We start from the raw sequence: 19,021 nt of genomic DNA, 5'->3' as shown, positions 1-19,021 counted from the left end.
TTATGTGAAGATTCATAACAAGTTCACTCGAAAAACAATCGTGACATAACACTAATGGCAACAACCAAGTTGTTTTTTGAGGTCGTTCAAATGTTGGTAAATCATCATTACTGAATGCTTTAACAGGCCAAAAAGTTTCTTTTGTTTCAAAAAAACCAGGACGAACTCAATTAATAAACTTTTTTGCCGACAATAATGATAAATATATCGTGGATTTACCAGGTTATGGATATGCCGAAATGAGTAAAACAAAGCAAGAGCATATGTTGAAATGTATTAAAGACTATTTGACTCTTGATAAAAATCCAAAACATATATTTTTATTAATAGATTCAAGAACCGGCATTACAAAAATTGATTTTGAAACGTTATCTTGACTCCAAAAACTTCCTTGAGATATTTCCATAATATACACAAAAATAGACAAATTAAATCAAAAAGATCGCTCAACATTAATTAAAAAACATGACTCATTAATTGAAAAAAAACTATTAAATTCATATTTAAATACACATTGAGTTTCAGCGGAAAAGAAATTAAATTTAGATGAATTAGTCTTAGAAATTGAGTCAATATTGTATCCAGACTTCGAGACCGATGAGTAAATAAAGTGAGGTAAAATGAAAAAAAATCGTAAATTTATAATTGGTAGTTCAATAGCGCTTAGTTGTGCTACCGCAGGTGTTGTATTAACAGCAGTTTTTGCAAACTTCAATCACGCTAAAAAGTCTGCAACAAAATTAATAGCAAGTTATTCTTTCATATTAGGCTCAGGTTTCAATGAACATAACAAACTTGAAAACTATTATGCTAGCGACTTTGCTTATGCCTCATACTACGACTCAAGAACATCATACTCAAGTTCTCAATTTCTTTTTCAACCTAAATTAAAAAACACATCTACCGCCGACAACCATTATTGACCTTATCAGTTAGAAATTGGTTACGACTACGAAAAATCTCCAGTTGAAGACTATAAACAAAGACAATTAAATAAGCTTTTCATATTAAAAAATATTAAAACAGGTGCTCCAATTGATGTGTTAAAACAAACACACAATATTTATTACCATTCTTATGCGAATGATTTAGACGGAACACTTTATTTGAGCGTTCTGTTAGAGGACAAAAACAGCGATAAAGCGATTTTGGATAAATCAACTAGTGATTCTGCATGAATTGACAAATGAAAAATCAAAACTTTTAAAATAACTGGATTTAAAAAGATGGATATTAATTCGATGTCTGAACTAACTATGAATTCAACCACACAAACATCATTGCTTAGTGGATTCAGCATTCTTGAAAGCGCTTCTTTAAGAGAATTATTAAACAAAGGCGAGTATAAAAATACTCTAGACAACACCGAAGCACAAATTTCGAAAGTAAGTGACCTATTAGATAAAAATGTGTTACCTTCATCGAAAGCGACCGATGAAAAAAATATTAAAGAAAATAATGAAAAAGTTAATAAATATTTAAACATTTCACGAACTAATTACAACAATAAATTGTTCGAAATTGATAATTCTAAGCCAATGTGATTTACTAAAACAGATAACCCAGATAAATTGTTATTACATTATTATGTTCTAAGAAATATCCCTTCTGCATCAGAATCAAATTTGACCAAAAATACTCAAATCGCGGTTGAAACGGAACAAACACAGGTTGTTTACTTTAATTATTACCACCTTAAGAATCTAGCACAAAACGCAGTAATTTCTGGTAAAGAAAAAGTTAATCTAGGAGAATATTCACAAGAAGGATCAAGTGCTCTTTCGTTCTACCGTAATTCGAACTATAATGCTAATAATTCTAGCGGCGGATATTTTGACCAACTGGATTTAAAATTTAAAGAAGATTTAGATTTTAACACGTTACCAAACCATGAAAATTTATCTGATTCGGAAAAATCATTGAATAATTATTCATTGAAATTTGTGACAGATAACTACTATAAACCCAATGCAAAAAATGGAACTCAAAGTATTTCCGATACCCCATTCGTTGGTAAACAAGAAGATGATAAAATCATATTTGCATTAGGTTTAAGTTCTGACAAAATATCTTCTTCAAACGGAATCAATACTTATTACTGACCTTATGAATTAACTGGTTTTAAAAAAATGAGTAAATAATATATTTAAATAATGCCTGCTTTAAATCGGGCGTTTTTTTTATTAGGGAATATATTCCACGATATTTACGACATTTTTTAAAAATAAGCATTAATTATCTAATATAAATTTATAATATAAATTAATATAAATATTAAAAGGAGACGCGATGAAATTAAATAATCACAAAGAAAAACTTACTATTACAGCTGGCCCAGCGAGTTCAAGCCTAGAAATAGTTAAACAAATTATTGAAGCGGGTGCTACATGTATTAGAGCTAACTTTAGCCACGGCACACTAGAAGAACAAAACATGAAATTCGAAACTGCTAAAAAAGCAGCCAAAGAATTAGGTGTTAATATTTCACTGATGTTAGACACTAAAGGACCTGAGGTTAGAGTTGGAAAGATGAAGGATGGAGCATGTCCGATTGTTCAAGGACAAGAGCTAAAAATTCTTACCACTCCTGAAGCTTTTGCTAATGTCATTGGTGACTATAAACAAGTAACCGTACCATACGATATGAGTAAAGATTTAAAAGTTGGGGATAAAGTTCTATTTGATGACGGTAAACTAACATCAACCGTTACTAAAGTTGTACCAGGTGAAATTACTGTTGTTACAGCAAATGCTCATGTTTTAAAAACAAATAAAAGAATTAACCTACCAAACGTCGATTTTTCACTTCCATTCCTAAGTGAAAAAGACATACAAGACGTTACATTTGGCGCTAAATATGGTGTAGACTATGTTGCCGCATCATTTGTTAACAGTGCAAAAAATGTTAATGACCTAAGAAAACTATTAGTTGAAAATGGTGGATCACAAATCCAAATTATTTCTAAAATTGAAAGCCAAATTGGCATTAACAATATTGATGAAATAATTGAAGCAAGCGATGGTATCATGGTGGCTCGTGGAGATTTAGGACTAGAAATCCCTTATTACGAAGTTCCATACTGACAAATGCAAATTATTGATAAATGCCGCAAAGCGGGTAAAGTAGTTGTTGTTGCGACACAAATGCTTGACTCATTGGAAAATAACCCACAACCTACAAGAGCAGAAGTTAGTGATGTGTATTGAGCAACATCATATGGTGCTGATTCAACAATGCTTTCAAACGAAACTGCTGCTGGTAAATACCCAGTAACTGCTGTTCAAGTAATGAGAACAATCAACAAAAAAGCAGAAAACGATTATTACAATACACCTTCATACACGAACTGAATCAATTCATTATTAAGCAAACTAGACAAAAAAGATGATTTAGTTAAAAATATTGTAAACTCTGTTTTACAAAACAATCCTAAATTCACTATTGTTGCAACTAAAGATGCTTCACTATTACGTAAACTTTCACAATTCAGATTGAATACAATGATAATCGGTGTTTTAGATAATGACAAATTAGCAACAAGTTTTGGTTTAACATCCGGTGTTAAAATCGTTACAAATACAGCAAAATTATTTAACGAATTAACACAAAAACCAACTGATTTAAACAATGTTCTAAACCAATTAGAAATTGCTAATGGCGATAAATATCTAACGTTGGTTAACGAAAAATTAGAACTAAAAACTAAATAATAACTATGAAACATAAATTTTTTCTATCATTAACTTTCGGCTCAATTATCACTACGACAAGTTTTTCCTCAGCCTGTGTTTTAAATATTAACAAAAACACATATAATGAAAACAATAATGCCAAAGACAATAATTTAAATGAAGAAATAAATTTAAAGAAACAAAACAACAACAATAATAATTCAGCGCACGATAAATCAAACAACCTCAACATCTTTGATTTAAAAAGCGACATATTATTATATGATTTTTCCGATGAATTAGCCCCAAACAAAGCAACTAGAGTCAGTTTGGATTTTATTAAGGATGGTGATACATTTAGATTTAAACATAAAAACGTTCTCTACAATGTTCGTTTTTCTGGGGTTGATACGCCAGAAAAAATGCACAAAACAGATAATGACGACTGAGAAAAAACGACCGGTAAACAATATGAATACGGCATGTTAGCCACTAAATTTACAACCAGTGTACTGACAATAGTCGGAGGCGAAATTTACATAATTCCTCAGCCAACTAAGGGTGGAAAAACAAACATATCAGATCATTATGGTCGTATTGTCGGCATTGTTTATGTTAAATATAACAATAACTGATACAACTTAAATTCCGAAATAGTGCTCCTAGGTTACGGCCGAAAACATTACATTTCTTCTTCAAAATCAAGTAAATATTACAATCCTAATTCTGCCTATATAGCTCAATTAAATTCCTCTGAAGAATTTGCTCGCAAAAACCGTTTAGGCATATATAGCGTGGACGGGGCATTAGAAGAAATATACCCACGATAAGGCAAAAATGGACAAAACAAACTTTACTCAAAAAATCAAGAACGAAATTTTTTCGAAGAAAAGAAATAAAGATGAAATCTCAGAATTTTTGAGGGGTTTCATTTTTGCTAATTGCACACAAAATGAATTCATAACGTTAAAAATAACGTCCAATGAAACTCTTGATTATATCTTGATTTTATTGAATTTTATAAACATTAATTATTCTCTTGACAAAAATCAAATATGTATAAATAAAAACGATTTTAACTTAGAAGTTAATTTTAAAGATCCTGCAAGTTTTTTTGCCGGGGCTTTCGTAGGAGGGGGCACTATTTCAGATTTGGATAAATCATCTTATCATTTGCAACTAAGTTCAAACTATGAAAAATTCATTGATATATTCATGAATAAATTGAATGAATATGATTTTGGATTCCAAAAAATTTTTCATAGAAAAAAATTTCTGATTTATATCAAAAAACACGAAAAAATTTCGGACTTTTTAAAAGCTATTAATGTTATCGACTCAATGTTCAAATTAGAGGATTCTCGTATAAAAAGAGACTTTGATAATACATTTAATAGAATCAACAACATTGATTTAGCAAATCTAAAAAGAATAGTTAAATCAAACCAACAACATCTAAAAAACATTGATTATATTTATCACAATAATTTGGAATCATGTTTTACTGAAAAACAATTAGAATTTTTTACTATTCTTAAAAACAACCCAGATGAAAGTCTTTCAAAAATCAGTGAAATTCTGTTAGACGAATCAGAAATAAAAATATCTAAGAGCGGTTTAAATCATTGATTGATAAAACTTCGCGAGATTGTAAAAAAACATAAAAATAATTAGTAAAATATTTCATAAATCATTACCTCGGTAGTGATTTTTTTTTTTTTTTTTTTACATTTAAACAAAAATTATCAGGATAAATGGAAAAAATGTGAAAAATAATTAAAAATTAAAGTTTAATTAGCGCTGCCTAGCCATTTTTTTTTTTTTTTTTAGAGTGATTTAAAATCAAAATGAGAACAAAATTGACAATGCTAATTTATAAATTCACTATTCATGTTCTTAAATAGTCGGTACACCGTTAGTATAAATTAGTATCTAAAACGAAAGGACAAATATGGCATCAATCAATCAAAAAAAAGCAATGGAAATATGAGAATTTTGATTAGGTAATAAAACCGAGGATAAAGATTTTGCTGGTCGCAGAATTGTTAAGAGCGCTTACAACAATAAAAACAGTGTTTATGGTTGAAATATAGATCATTTAATCCCTATAACAAAAGGCGGAAAAACTACATATGGCAATTGTTATCCAATCAATATAAAGACTAATGAAATAAAAGCAGGTCAAACTACTTGAACTGATGGAGACACAAGATGACAAGTTCGGAAAATAGAACCAACAGAATACGAAAATAGCAATGGCTCAACTTCTTTAGTAAAAACCTACGATTATATTGATATTGACCAAGACTAAATAAAACTCGAATTTTTATGATTCGAGTTTTATAAATTCAATTAGCATACATGTACTGATTTTGCAGTACTTTCATCTAAATAATGAATTGTTATATATAATTAAAATATGTATTTAATTTATGGTCAAGAAAAGTATTTTGTTAATGAGTATATACAACAAATAATTAAAGCAAATAATAATTCTGAATTAGTCAATTTTTATTACGCAGACGAAAATAAAACAGTTGAATTAACTAATTTAATTGGTTTAAATTCATTATTTCAAGAATCTCGAATCATTGTAGTATATGACTGCCCTTATTTTGAAAATAAAATTTCAAAAGAGGAGGTAATTTTAGCTGAAGAATTAGCTAAAATTATTGAAAAAAATACTCAAGATACAGTGGTTTTCGTAAATACCAACATAGTAAAGCAAGAAAAAATTGCTAATAATATTTTTACGAAATATTTAATGAAATTGAATCCCAAATTACTGTTTGCGAATACACTGACAGGTTCAGATTTAACAAAAAAAATAAATCAAATTGTACATGATTTAGGCGGACAAATAGATAACATTTCAATCAATGCTTTATTAAGAAAAGTTCCAAATGACTTATATTTAATAAATTTAGAATTAATCAAACTTGTTAATTTAAATAAAATAATAACAGTTGATATGATTGAACAAACAATCGGTGAAACATTCAATGAGGATGTGTTTGGCTTTTCTAATAGTTTTGAATCAAATAATTTTAATCTTATTTGAATTAAATATAAGGAAAAAATCAACGAAGGCGTTGATATATCATTGCTAATAGCTCAAGCAAGTCAGTTATTTATTTTAGCTAATGAAATATACTGTTACTCTTTAGCTAAGAAGAATTTAAACGACTTAGCCGATGACTTTAAATTAAATTTTTATCGTGTTAAAAAAGTTTATTCACTACTCACAATTTTAGGCATTAAACGTATACAATCAATGATTAAGCATTTAGCTAAATTAGATCGTGAAATTAAATCTGGGCAAACTGATCCTGAAATTGGTTTTGAACGTTTCTTGATTAATTATTTTAGATAATTATTCACTTTTCAAAATCAAAAAAAGATTAAGCTAATTATTTGAATTTCATCTTTAACAAGATACTATATTAATTTAAATTTTGTTATATAATCTAATCGCATTGGCCAACAGCTGCTATTAAAGTAGAGGAAAGTCCACGCTAGCACTTTCTGCGATGAAAGTAGTGTTCATGCTAAGCCCAATAAGCTTAGGCCTAGACGACTAGTGCCACAGAGACGAGAATTGTGAAACGCGGTAAACTCCATGAGCTAGAAACCCAAATTTTGGTAGGGGAATTTTCTCGAGAGAATTGAATCAAGAGAGAAAACCAGTTTACTGGTTAGATAAATTGTTGGCGCCTTATTATTTATAAGGAACAAAACGTGGCTTATAGATGCAAAATATGCGGTTACGCATATTTTTTTGCACCAAAATTACACAAAAATGTGTGTATTCGTAAAATCGTTGACACAATTAGTTTAAATATTGACTTATGAAAATTAAAATTTATTTATGTTTTTTAGTGATTTTAGCAGGCAAAATTAAGTTTTTGGTAAAATTTAAATTAACAATATATCAAGGAGGTCTCATGTCATTAAAAGCTGGGATAGTAGGTTTACCAAATGTTGGTAAGAGCACTTTATTTAGCGCATTAACTAAATATCAAGTTGAGGCAAGTAATTACGCCTTCACCACAATTGAGCCAAATGTTAGTTCAGTACCTTTAAAAGACAAAAGATTATACGAATTAGCAAAACTGGTAAATCCAAATAAAATTGTGCCCGCAACATTTGATTTTGTTGATATTGCGGGTCTAGTTCAGGGCGCTTCAAGAGGCGAAGGACTTGGAAATAAATTTCTAGGTAACATCCGCGAAGTTGATGCAATTATTCATGTTGTACGTTGTTTTGACGATAAAAATATCATGCATGTTGCAAATGAAGTAAATCCTGTAAACGATAAAGATGTTATCAATATGGAATTAAATTTAGCTGATTTAGACACAATTAAAAACGTGCTAAACAGGATATCTAAAAAGGCAAAATCCGGAGATAAAACAGCTCTTATTGAGCAAAATCTTTGTTTAAAAATTCAGGAACTTTTGGAACAAGGCAAAGCAGCCCGTGAATTAAAAGATATTAATGAAGAAGAGGCCAAAATTTTAAAAGGCTATCACCTTTTAACATTTAAGCCAATGATTTACGTAGCTAATATGTCAGCCGAACAAATTGCAGATTATGAAAATGCTACATTATTTAAAATGTTTAAAGCATCATGTTCAAGTGAAGAAAAAATCCTGCCAATTTGCGTTCAATTAGAAAGTGAAATATCACAATTAGATGAAAACGAAGCTCAAGAGTGACTACAGACATATGAAATTAAATTTAGTGGATTAGATTTATTAACTAGAGAGGCATTTGATTTATTGAAACTTAAAACATATTTCACTGTCGGACAAATCGAAGTTAGAGCATGAGTGTTTCATGATGGAATGTTAGCACCACAATGTGCAGGAATTATCCATACCGACTTTGAAAATAAATTTATTAAAGCTGATGTAATAACTTATGAAGATTTTGTCGAATTAGGTTCAGAACAAGCCGTGAAAGCTGCTGGAAAAATCCGTTCTGAAGGAAAAAACTACGTTATGAAAGATGGCGACATTTGTCACTTTAAATTCGGAAAATAATTAGCCTTAAGGCTAAATGGGGGTTTAGTATAATGGTAGTACTGCAGTCTCCAAAACTGCTTGCAAGGGTTCGATTCCTTTAACCCCTGCCATTTGACAAAAAGCTGTGAGAACAGCTTTTTTTCTATATTTTACTTATAAAATAATGGCGGTTCTAAGCGCAGCTGAGTAATTTTATTATTTATGTTATAATAAAAGAGTTAATTATGACGAGGAGAAAAATGAAAGAATTAGAAAAAGCAAAGAAAATTGCTATTCCACTATTGGTGTTACAAATTCTTGCTGTTATTTTAGGAATAATTGCTTATAGTTTAGTTATTAAGCTTGCGATGGATACCCAACCATCAACAAATAAAAGCAATAATCTTGGTGTTACATATCAAAGTGTTTACACAATATTTTTACAATTACTTCTATGAGGTTGTGGAATTGCTGGAGTTGTTTTACAAATAATATTAGCAGTTAAGGCAAGTAAATTTGATCAAACAATAATGATTTTATTAATTGTTGGTTTCGTTGTTCCAATCGTTTCGCTTGTAGGTGTAATAATGGTACTTACAAAAAAATATGTTGTTAAACCAATAAACAATAATAATGATAATAACGAATCTAAACAAGATAACCCAGTGTTTGAATTAGATAAAACCAATTTATAAAAATCGCTAGACGCGATTTTTTTACTCAATTTTACTAGTTTGATATAAATTGTACGATAAAGATTTATTCAATGCAAACATGTCTAAAATAATTGCTTGGCGATTAATGCGTTTTTTAAGCGCTTCACGGTCTTTTTCTTGTCATAATTCCTTCATTCTTTCTAGTTTATAAACAAATGAGTTAATCACTAAAATTACGCTCAAAGAATAGATGCCTATCAGGCCAAAGAAAATGGTAAAAGATAAATACATCACACTTCAAAAATCTAAATGACCAACCTTAACATCTACCTTAAAAGGGATAAATTTTTGACTTCATCCCATAACCAATAAGACTGCTAATATTGATGATATCGTCACAGTCCAAAAGTAAGGTCTTACATGAGGTTTATATTTTACAAATTTATTTTTTTCCATGTTTCTCCTTTTTCATATTATACTAATTTTATTTAAATGAATAACATATATTAAAATTACGTAACATACACAAATATGTGTATATAAGAAAAAAATAGCCCACAGGCTATTTATTAGAATTTGAGATGTTAATCCGAGCAATTGCTTTACGTAGTTGTAATTCAAATTTCGCTTTATCATCTTTGTCTGTTTCTTTAAGATGAGCTAACGCTTCTTCACGATCGCGTTTTGCCCTATTAATGTCAATGTCTTTACTGTCAATAATATCGTCGGTAATTATTTTGATTCTTTTGCTATCAGCAAACACAACACCACCGCCAATTACGCATAATTTGTAGTCGGGGTCGTTAGGTTCGTTAATTGATAACTTACCTACTGCGATATTGCTGATGAAAGGAGTTCTGTTAGGTTGAAGCATAATAGCTCCACCAGTTACTGTTGAAAGGTTAACTGAACGTACATCCCCTTCATAAAATATACCTTCTAAAGTTGAAATACTTAATCTTACAACTTGATTTGAATTATTTTTCTCTGTTGTTTGATTCATCTTCAGTTTGCTCTACATTTTCTTGAATGTTATTAGCTTTTTTGTATTCATCATATCTTTGTTCAACTTCGCTGATATCTCCAGCATAAAGGAATAAATCTTCAGGCACTTCATCATAATTACCTTCCAAAATTCCTTTAAAACTCTTAATAGTGTCTGCCAATTTAACATAAGCACCTGGTTTACCAGAGAATTTTTCAGCAACTGTAAATGGTTGAGAAAGAAAGTTTCTAATTCTTCTTGCCCGTGAAACTAATAATTTATCTTCTTCACTTAATTCCCCCATACCTAAAATTGCAATAATATCCTGCAATTCTTTAAATCTTTGTAGGATTGAAACTACGCCATAGGCAACATTGTAGTGTTCTTGTCCAACAACTAATGGGTCTAACAACTTAGAACTTGATTCTAGAGGGTCAACAGCCGGATAGATACCAAGTGCTGCAATATTACGGTCTAGAACTGTTTTAGCGTCCAAGTGATTGAATGTTGTAGCGGGAGCAGGGTCAGTTAAGTCATCAGCTGGAACATAGACAGCCTGTACCGAAGTAATTGAACCTTTGTGTGTTGAAGTGATTCTTTCTTGTAATTGTCCCATTTCAGTAGCTAATGTTGGTTGGTAACCAACGGCACTTGGCATACGCCCTAGAAGTGCTGAAACTTCTGAACCAGCTTGAGTAAATCTAAAAATATTGTCAACGAATAATAGCACATCTTGGTTTTGTTTATCACGGAAATATTCCGCCATAGTCAAACCAGTTAAAGCAACACGCATACGTGCCCCAGGAGGTTCGTTCATTTGACCAAACACTAGTGCTGTTTTGTCAAGAACACCCGATGCTTTCATTTCATAGTAAAGGTCATTACCTTCACGAGTTCTTTCTCCAACACCGGCAAAAACACTAAGTCCACCGTGTTGTGTAGCAATGTTATTAATCAATTCTTGAACAAGAACTGTTTTACCAACACCGGCCCCACCAAATAAACCAATTTTTCCACCTTTAGCGTAAGGAATCAATAGGTCAACAACCTTAATTCCTGTTTCTAAAATTTCGCTAGCAGTTTTTTGTTCTTCGTAGCTTGGTGCTTTTGCATGAATAGGCATTTTTAATGTATCTGGTTCATCACCATTATCAATAGCTTCACCTAAAACATTAAACATACGGCCTAAAACTTTTTCACCAACTGGTACTGAAATAGGTGCTCCAGTATCAGCAACCTTAACCCCACGAGCTAACCCGTTTGTTGAAACCATTGAAATTGTTCTAACTGTATCGTCACCAATGTGTTGAGCGACTTCCAAAGTAAATTTAACCCCATCGAATTCAGCAACCAATGCGTTTAGTAGATTTGGTAATTTTCCCTTAGGGAATTTAACGTCTACGACAGGACCTAAAATTTGTACAATTGTTCCATTATTTTTATTCATAATATCTCCTTAAACTGCATTTGCCCCACCCACGATCTCATTCAATTCTTGGGTGATGTTACTTTGACGTTTTCTATTGTATTCTAGATTCAAATCGTCAATTAATTCGTCAGCATTATCAGTTGCTGTTTCCATTGCAGCACGTCTCGAAGCGTATTCGCTAATAACTGCTGAGGCTAAACATTTGTTTACTTTAGCTGACACGTATAAAGGCACAGTATTTATTAAAATTTCCTTTGCGCTAGGTTCAAATTCAATAACTTGATTAAGTTTTTTTTGTTGATTCTTTTTAAAGTCATATTCGTAAGGCAAGAGTTTTGAATCTTGTTCTTGTTGGACTAGGTTATTAATAAATTCATTGTATAAAACATGAATTTCACCAACTTCATTTTTACGGTATTTTTCAACCATGACTTTAGTGCATTTTTGAGCAATGTTTTTAATTTCACAATGTGCTCAACTTGTAGACTTAATAATTTGATTTTTATATTTAGCTTCCAAAATCGAAATACCTTTACTGCCCAATACTATTAATTCATCTTGGTCTGTAATTATATTTTTAACTAATTTCAAAACGTTTGAATTGTAGCTTCCGGCCAAACCTAAATCGCTGGTTATGACTAAAAACAAACGTTTTTTACTGGTTTTGGCTGCAAAATAGTCCCTTAAATCTTCAGCACTCAAATAAGAATAGAATCCACCAAAAATGTCGCTAACTTGTTGCTCATATAATTTTACTGAGTTGAAGTAGTCACGTGCTTTACGCATTTTTGATGTCGAAACAAGTTCCATAGCGTGAGTAATTTTACGAATAGATTCAACTGTGTTAATACGAGATTTAATTTTTTGTAAACTGGCCATAATTAAGCTTCATATTGGGGGCGATATTTTTCAGGCATTTGAGCGTGATCGTTAGGGTTGTAGTTTGGTAAACCTGCCACAATATCTTTCACAATTTTTACTAATTTAGTAGTTAATTTATCTTTGATTTCATCAGTTAAATCATTATTCGCATGAATGATTTCATCAATAATAATGTTACCTTCAGCTGAATTCATAAATTTAATTACGTCTTCACGGTATTTTAATATTGATTCTTTAGGTAGAGGGTTGATAATTCTTTCTTTGTTTCCGAGTAGAATTGCTACTTGTGCATACATATTAATTGGTTGATACTGGCCTTGTTTTAGGAATTCAAATACTTTTGCACCATGTTCCAAAATAGTTTTAGTAGATGAGTCTAAATCAGAACCGAATTGAGCAAAAGCTAACATTTCATTATATTGAGCTAGTTCAAGTTTTAGGGATCCTGAAACTTTCTTCATAGCTTTAATTTGCGCAGCTGAACCAACACGACTAACACTAAAACCAACATCAACTGCTGGACGTTGTCCTGAGTGGAATAGGTTTTCTCTTGTGAAAATTTGCCCATCGGTAATTGAAATTACATTGGTTGGAATATATGCTGAAATATCACCTTGTTGTGTTTCGACTATAGGAAGAGCCGTAATTGAACCACCACCATTTTCTTTATTAACACGTGCAGCTCTTTCAAGTAATTGCGAGTGCAAGTAGAAAACATCTCCAGGGTATGCTTCACGTCCAGGCGGACGTCTTAAAAGTAATGAAAGCGTACGATATGCCACAGCATGTTTACTTAAATCATCGTAAACAATTAGCACATCTTCACCACTTGCCATTCATTCTTCAGCAATAGTAACACCCGTATAAGGTGCAATGTATTGTTGGGGTGCTAATTCACTAGCAGCAGAAACAACAACTGTTGTGTATTCCAAAGCCCCTGTTTCTTCCAATTTGTGTACAATTTGCGCAACAGTTGAGTTTTTTTGTCCAATAGCAACATAAACACACTTAACATTTTTACCTTTTTGGTTAATGATTGTGTCTATTGCAATAGCTGTTTTACCAGTTTGACGGTCACCAATAATTAATTCACGTTGACCACGACCAATTGGAATCATTGAGTCAATAGCTACGATTCCAGTCTCTAAAGTTACATTAACTTCTTGACGTGTCATAACACCTGGCGCAACTTTAAAGATTTCACGTCTATTTTCAGTCTTAATAGGGCCTTTGCCATCAATTGGTTGTCCTAAAACGTTAATAACACGACCAATCAATGAATCACCAACGCCAACAGAAATAACTTCTCCAGTGCGTTTACATTCGTCACCTTCAGATAGTTTTTCAGCATCACCAAAGATAGCGATACCAACAACTTCTTCTTCAAGGTTTAAAACCATACCGTAAATATTATCTTTGAAAGCAATAATTTCACCATTTTTAGCGTTATCTAAACCGCTAACTAGAGCAATACCATCACCGATAGTAATGATTTGTCCAACTTCGGAATAATCAACGCTAGAATTAAAGTTTTTGATTCTAGTTTTGATGATTTTACTGATATCTTCTGTATAACTATTCATATTAGACTCCTTTCTTTATGATTAATGATGAAAGTTTCTCCAAATCTAATGCGATGTTTTGTTCAATGACATCGCTATCAATTTCAATTCTAAAACCTGATAAAAGTTCGGGTTTTAGAATGTAATTTAGTTCAACTTTTGAATTATATTTCTTTTCTAAAAAAGATTTAATTTTGTTCATACGTCCCTCAGATAAAGGAAAGGCAGTATAAACTTTCGCAAATTTGATGCCCAATGTTTGGTTAGAAAGACGGAAAAATTGTTTGATTATTCGACCAAGCAAAGTTGTGGCGCGACGTTGCACAACAACTTTAAAAAACTTTGCCAGTAATTCTGTATTAGGTATATTTGCGAATGTTTGATCGATAAAATCAAATTTTGTTTCCTTCTCAATATTAGGATTTGCGAGTAATTTTAAGAAATTTTGTTCTTCTTCAAAAACTGGTCAGATTTGACTTAGTGTTTGATGTACTTGTGCTAGTTCATTATTTTCTGAGACTAACTCATATAATGCGATGGCATAACCATCAATATTAGCTTTTTGATACATTATTCACCTTTAAGAAATTCGTCAATAATTTTGTTTTCGATATCACTATTGACTTCTTCTTTTAGAATTTTACGACTTAACATCGTTGCTGCTGCAGCAATACGTTTTTGGTTCTCTTCAAGTAGTTCTTGTTTTTGAAGTTTTACATCAGCTTTTGCTTCGTTTATGATTCGTTTAGATTCGCGTTTTGCTTTTTCCAAATATGTTACTAAAACTTTTTCACCTTCGTGTTTAGCATCTTTAACAACATTTCTGGCCTCGTCGTGGGCATTTAATAATTTCATGTTAGCTTTGGCCAACAATTCTTGTGAAGAGACATTAGCTTGTTCAGCTTGGTCTATATTACTTTGAATATATTCTTGACGTTGCTTAATAGCTTTTTTGACTGGTTTGTATAAAAAGTATCACAAGATAATCAGCACCAATACAAGTGAAACCAATGTTGCCACAAACATAGGTCATGATGGGAAAAGTTTTTCAAATTTCTCAGTGAAAGCTTCAGTAATTGAAGGGCCACTAGATAGCATAACGTTATTTATTGACATATTAGTTTCCAAAAACGAATAGAAGTAGAATAGCGATTAAGAAACAATAAATAGCGGCTGTTTCAGCTAAAGCCATACCAACAATCATAATGGTTCTGATTTTACTTGCTGCCTCAGGGTTACGACCAACAGCTTCAGCGGCTCTACCGCTAGCTAGACCTTGCCCTAAACCTGTACCAAAGCATCCAAGCATACAGATACCGGCACCAATAGCGATTAATCCTTGTTTATCCATAGTTACCTCCTAGTAAATATTTTTAGATATATTTATAATATTTTGTTGATTTTTAAGTTGTTTTTTAGAAGTTTTGTTTTTACGTGTATGTATTTCAACTTCATTTGTTCAATAAATAGTTGTTAATACTGTGAATATTAACGCTTGAATGACGGCCCCAAAGATATCGAAGAACATGTGCATTCACGGTGTAACAATACATGCGAAGAAATAAAGTTGTGGACCAGGGAAAATCAACCCCCATAATCAACCTGCGGCAAAATAGACAGCAGTAACAATAACAGCGCCACCAGTGATATTACCAAACATACGACAACCTAAAGAAATTAAAGGTGAGAATTGCCCAAGAATTTCGGCTGGATTTTTAATGTAACGTAAAAAGAATCTAAGTTTTTGATATCAAAAACCAACTAAATAGATTCCAATAAACGTAACTGCTGCAAGAGTAAATGTTATTGAATATGATGTGGCAATTGGTTCTAAACCAATTAAACCAAGCATATTACCCACTAATAGGAATGTTGCTAAACCAAATATATAAAAACGAGCAATTGGCAATTTACCACTAGCAGTATCGTCGTAGGCGTTATCAATAGTTGTGACATAGTTTTCAGCTATTAACACAGTAGCAACCGGTGCTTTATTTGGTTTGGAATGTTTTTTAATCTTAATAAACACAACCAAACTAACAATAAATATAATTAGTACCGTCACTGCCAAGGAAAATAGTTGAGGTTGATTCCACATACTAAATGCTTCAATTATCTTTTGCATGGACCTCCTTTCCTTTTCTTAGGTATATTAAAAAACATGCTCAATATAACAGCAACCATTATATTGCTTAAACCTAAAGAAAATGTAAAAACATTGATAGGGAATAGCGCCATTGAATGTTTACTACCAAAATAATGGTTTATAACAAGTATTGACGCAACTAAAACCCCAACCAGAGCAATTGAAAGCACTCAATTTACTAATGCATTTGAAACTGCACTGCGTTTATTAGCAAATAAATTTGTCAAAAACGCCTGTCTAATTTCAAAACAAAGATAAGCACCACAAGCCCCGATTACGTATCCTAATACCAAAGTTGGTTGATAAAAAAAACAGCATAGACTAAAGATAACTGTCAAAACAGCGAAAAGACTTCAGTGCAATATGTAAATCCTGCCTAGAAATCTATCTTGCATCTTGCTCCTTAATATGTTACCTTAGTATTAAATACTTCTTTTATTTTAATACTATAAGCCAGACAAAAAAGAAAATAAACAAGATTTTTTAAAAGTTTTTTTATTTTTGAATAATCTTTTATTTATTAGCAAAATAACTATTTACCAATAATTGAGTTTTATAGCAAAAAATACCGTATTAGGTGATTTTTTGTCTATTATTAAACTTTTAAAAATAAATATTAATTAAATAGGTTTTATTCATAGAACTAGCTTTTTTTCCGGTATTAAAATTTATTTTTAAAAAAATAATCTTATTTAAATAATAATGTTTCGCTATTTTAAATTTTATTTAAAGTCATTCACAAAAAATATGCACTCAAATATAGAAATTATTATAAATTTAAGATACTTGTAATCAAATTAGACATTAAAATTCAATAAGAGAATTTAAAAGAAAAACTGGAATCTTCCATTAAATTGTTAATATTAAGGCCGAAAATGTATTTTTGTTTTCTTTTTTTAAGTTTACAAAAAGAGCAAAACAAGAAAGGCCTTTGCCCAAAAAACATGAATATAAAATATAAAAAATATAAACCAGTTATTTGATTCTGACTTTAACTTGTGAGCACTATAATAGTTTATCCGCTTATTTTAGGGATTGTTATGGCATTTACTCCAATATTCGATAAAATTCTAAAATTACCTAAGCCATTAGCTGTAATTTTATCTGAGTTTAGATGTGCTTTGCCTTTGGATTCACAATTTCATGATTATATTTGATGCATTTATACAATGATGTACCATTAATCGAAGAAGATGGTATAAGATTTTACACAAAAAGTAGAAAGCTTAAAAATTTGTATATTGATATAATATAAAACACTGTGTTTTAAAGAAATCAAAAATATACATATTTGACTATTAAAATAAAATACAGTTAATATATTGAGAAAATAACGAAGAAGTATTTAATTATATTTGTCAGAGAATAACAATTTCTTTCAACTAGATTAAAAAATAAATAGCCGAAATACATTGATAATTCTGGTTTTCATAATTATTCCTCTAATATTAACCACTGCTATTATAATTACTGCAATCTTTGGTATATTATATATTCGTACTCTTAAGAATAAACCTAAAAAATTGTAATTGTAAATGATGAAGATAAGAATGATGACGAGAATAAGAAAAAGAGTTATAAAAGGAAATTGTTTCATGAATAGTAGAAAAGATGATTATTTAAGTAGTATTTCCAGCAACAAAACCAAATTAATTAACAAATTACATAACAACCAAAACGAATGTTATTTTTTATATGGAGAAAAATAGATTGCGAATTTAGTGGTATCGATATCAACCATATATTACCTTATAAATTAAACGAAGCAGATAGTCCAGAAATGGACAATTTTACAATTACTCACGCAAGTTGTCTTAGATCAAAACAAACGAGTGACTTAAATCTGGCAAAATTGATATCAAAATATAAAAAAATAAGATAGATAAATAGATATTACACATAGATTGGTTGCTAATTATTGATAATATTTATGCTCGCTGACATTCTAATGAATGTTACAAATCATAACAAGAATTAGAATATAGAGATAAAACGAGATATTCTCACACTAAAATGAACCCATTGGATAATGAAATAGTTGTCATGCTCGCGGGGGAGTAAATTAATTGAAGTTTATTAATTGTATATGTTATGTAATTGTTCTTTATCAAAACTATGAAACGTTATTTATGTTGATATACTTTCAAGTCGACTTTAATTAGATTTAATATTAGTTTTGATAATGAATGTATAAGGCTACGAACGTAAACCTGCAGTTTAAACAATGAACAAATTTAAATCATCAAATACTTATGTCGAAACTATATTTGAACAGTTTAGTTTAATTAGAGTTAAGTTTTTAACAGTATCTAAAAGGTATTTAATTTAGAATATCGAGCGTAGCATAAATTTGCTTGATATTTTGTTTTTAATAGCCACGCATGTCGCGTAGCTGCTTTATTATATTTTTATAAATAACAATCAAACTACCTACAAACAAACCTTTTTGGCCCATGCTAAATTTAGCTTGAATTTAAGAGTTTGACTCACTAAGGATTTTAAAACAAATTTTGTTCTGCACCCTAAAAAAAATATAAAAAAAACTCCCTCCGGAGTATTATTCTCTGAAAACTGAATAGTAATTTAAAACTCATTGAAATGTATAAAATACACATTACTTTTAAACCTATTGATTTATTAGTACTGGTCAGCTCAACATATCGCTATGCTTACACATCCAGCC

At 30.7% G+C, this 19,021-nt stretch carries 19 protein-coding genes, 1 tRNA gene and 1 other RNA gene; 11 read left to right on the top strand and 10 right to left on the bottom strand.

Annotated features, from left to right (window positions below; all coding sequences use genetic code 4):
• Window positions 1–2: 2 nt before the first annotated feature.
• The 11 genes from yihA (at window position 3) to NW238_RS01850 (ending at window position 9,373) form a co-directional block, all read left to right on the top strand.
• Window positions 3–605, top strand: coding sequence for a ribosome biogenesis GTP-binding protein YihA/YsxC (gene yihA / locus NW238_RS01900; RefSeq protein ID WP_216505473.1), 603 nt, complete (start codon window positions 3–5; stop codon window positions 603–605).
• A 15-nt stretch (window positions 606–620) separates the two neighbouring features.
• Complete coding sequence (locus NW238_RS01895) at window positions 621–2,141, top strand: MAG1430 family protein (protein ID WP_258451712.1); 1,521 nt, start codon at window positions 621–623, stop codon at window positions 2,139–2,141.
• A gap of 148 nt (window positions 2,142–2,289) precedes the next feature.
• Window positions 2,290–3,711: a pyruvate kinase gene (pyk, locus tag NW238_RS01890; protein ID WP_216505475.1), complete on the top strand. Its 1,422-nt coding sequence runs from the start codon at window positions 2,290–2,292 to the stop codon at window positions 3,709–3,711.
• Window positions 3,712–3,716: 5 nt separating this feature from the next.
• On the top strand, window positions 3,717–4,502 hold the full coding sequence (locus NW238_RS01885) for a thermonuclease family protein (RefSeq protein WP_258451711.1): 786 nt from the start codon (window positions 3,717–3,719) through the stop codon (window positions 4,500–4,502).
• Window positions 4,503–4,509: 7 nt separating this feature from the next.
• Window positions 4,510–5,346 (top strand): DNA-binding protein WhiA, encoded by an 837-nt coding sequence (gene whiA / locus NW238_RS01880; RefSeq protein ID WP_258451710.1) that lies wholly within the window; start codon window positions 4,510–4,512, stop codon window positions 5,344–5,346.
• Between the two features lie 277 nt (window positions 5,347–5,623).
• Complete coding sequence (locus tag NW238_RS01875; protein ID WP_258451709.1) at window positions 5,624–5,983, top strand: HNH endonuclease signature motif containing protein; 360 nt, start codon at window positions 5,624–5,626, stop codon at window positions 5,981–5,983.
• Window positions 5,984–6,091: 108 nt separating this feature from the next.
• Window positions 6,092–7,045, top strand: coding sequence for a DNA polymerase III subunit delta (gene holA / locus NW238_RS01870; protein ID WP_258451707.1), 954 nt, complete (start codon window positions 6,092–6,094; stop codon window positions 7,043–7,045).
• 99 nt (window positions 7,046–7,144) lie between these two features.
• Window positions 7,145–7,423: RNase P RNA component class B (gene rnpB, locus NW238_RS01865), an RNA gene on the top strand.
• 193 nt (window positions 7,424–7,616) lie between these two features.
• Window positions 7,617–8,717 carry a redox-regulated ATPase YchF gene (gene ychF, locus NW238_RS01860; RefSeq protein WP_216505485.1) on the top strand — a complete coding sequence of 367 codons (1,101 nt, stop codon included), beginning with the start codon at window positions 7,617–7,619 and terminating at the stop codon, window positions 8,715–8,717.
• 18 nt (window positions 8,718–8,735) lie between these two features.
• A tRNA-Trp gene (locus tag NW238_RS01855) sits at window positions 8,736–8,809 on the top strand.
• A gap of 129 nt (window positions 8,810–8,938) precedes the next feature.
• Window positions 8,939–9,373, top strand: a complete 435-nt coding sequence (locus NW238_RS01850) for a hypothetical protein (RefSeq protein ID WP_216505486.1) — start codon at window positions 8,939–8,941, stop codon at window positions 9,371–9,373.
• Between the two features lie 21 nt (window positions 9,374–9,394).
• On the opposite strand, the gene NW238_RS01845 is transcribed toward NW238_RS01850, so the two are convergent.
• The 10 genes from NW238_RS01845 to NW238_RS01800 form a co-directional block, all read right to left on the bottom strand.
• A complete protein-coding gene (locus NW238_RS01845; RefSeq protein ID WP_216505487.1) occupies window positions 9,395–9,790 on the bottom strand; it encodes a hypothetical protein in 396 nt (131 codons plus the stop codon).
• Window positions 9,791–9,896: 106 nt separating this feature from the next.
• Entirely contained in the window at window positions 9,897–10,337 is a 441-nt protein-coding gene (atpC, locus tag NW238_RS01840; protein WP_216505488.1) for an ATP synthase F1 subunit epsilon, read from the bottom strand.
• A complete protein-coding gene (gene atpD / locus NW238_RS01835) occupies window positions 10,312–11,766 on the bottom strand; it encodes a F0F1 ATP synthase subunit beta (protein WP_216505489.1) in 1,455 nt (484 codons plus the stop codon). Before atpD ends, atpC begins: the two co-directional genes overlap by 26 nt.
• Window positions 11,767–11,775: 9 nt before the next feature.
• On the bottom strand, window positions 11,776–12,627 hold the full coding sequence (atpG, locus tag NW238_RS01830) for an ATP synthase F1 subunit gamma (protein ID WP_216505490.1): 852 nt from the start codon (window positions 12,625–12,627) through the stop codon (window positions 11,776–11,778).
• 2 nt (window positions 12,628–12,629) lie between these two features.
• On the bottom strand, window positions 12,630–14,213 hold the full coding sequence (gene atpA, locus NW238_RS01825; RefSeq protein WP_216505491.1) for a F0F1 ATP synthase subunit alpha: 1,584 nt from the start codon (window positions 14,211–14,213) through the stop codon (window positions 12,630–12,632).
• A gap of 1 nt (window position 14,214) precedes the next feature.
• Window positions 14,215–14,763, bottom strand: a complete 549-nt coding sequence (atpH, locus tag NW238_RS01820; protein WP_216505492.1) for an ATP synthase F1 subunit delta — start codon at window positions 14,761–14,763, stop codon at window positions 14,215–14,217.
• On the bottom strand, window positions 14,763–15,308 hold the full coding sequence (gene atpF, locus NW238_RS01815) for a F0F1 ATP synthase subunit B (RefSeq protein WP_258451704.1): 546 nt from the start codon (window positions 15,306–15,308) through the stop codon (window positions 14,763–14,765). The genes atpH and atpF overlap by 1 nt, the downstream gene beginning before the upstream one ends.
• 1 nt (window position 15,309) lies before the next feature.
• The gene (gene atpE, locus NW238_RS01810) at window positions 15,310–15,543 is read right to left on the bottom strand and encodes an ATP synthase F0 subunit C (protein ID WP_171110806.1); all 234 of its coding nucleotides are present in this window, start codon (window positions 15,541–15,543) and stop codon (window positions 15,310–15,312) included.
• A 9-nt stretch (window positions 15,544–15,552) separates the two neighbouring features.
• On the bottom strand, window positions 15,553–16,317 hold the full coding sequence (locus NW238_RS01805) for a F0F1 ATP synthase subunit A (protein ID WP_216505493.1): 765 nt from the start codon (window positions 16,315–16,317) through the stop codon (window positions 15,553–15,555).
• Window positions 16,305–16,733, bottom strand: a complete 429-nt coding sequence (locus NW238_RS01800) for a hypothetical protein (RefSeq protein ID WP_216505494.1) — start codon at window positions 16,731–16,733, stop codon at window positions 16,305–16,307. The genes NW238_RS01805 and NW238_RS01800 overlap by 13 nt, the downstream gene beginning before the upstream one ends.
• Window positions 16,734–19,021 lie beyond the last annotated feature (2,288 nt).

Origin of the sequence: Mycoplasma zalophidermidis (genome assembly GCF_024742155.1) — a bacterium.
In the GTDB taxonomy this organism is placed as follows: Bacteria; Bacillota_I; Bacilli_A; order Mycoplasmatales; family Metamycoplasmataceae; genus Mycoplasmopsis; species Mycoplasmopsis zalophidermidis.
The sequence above is the reverse complement of the archived record's forward strand: the minus strand, read 5'-3'. Positions and strand labels throughout refer to the sequence as shown.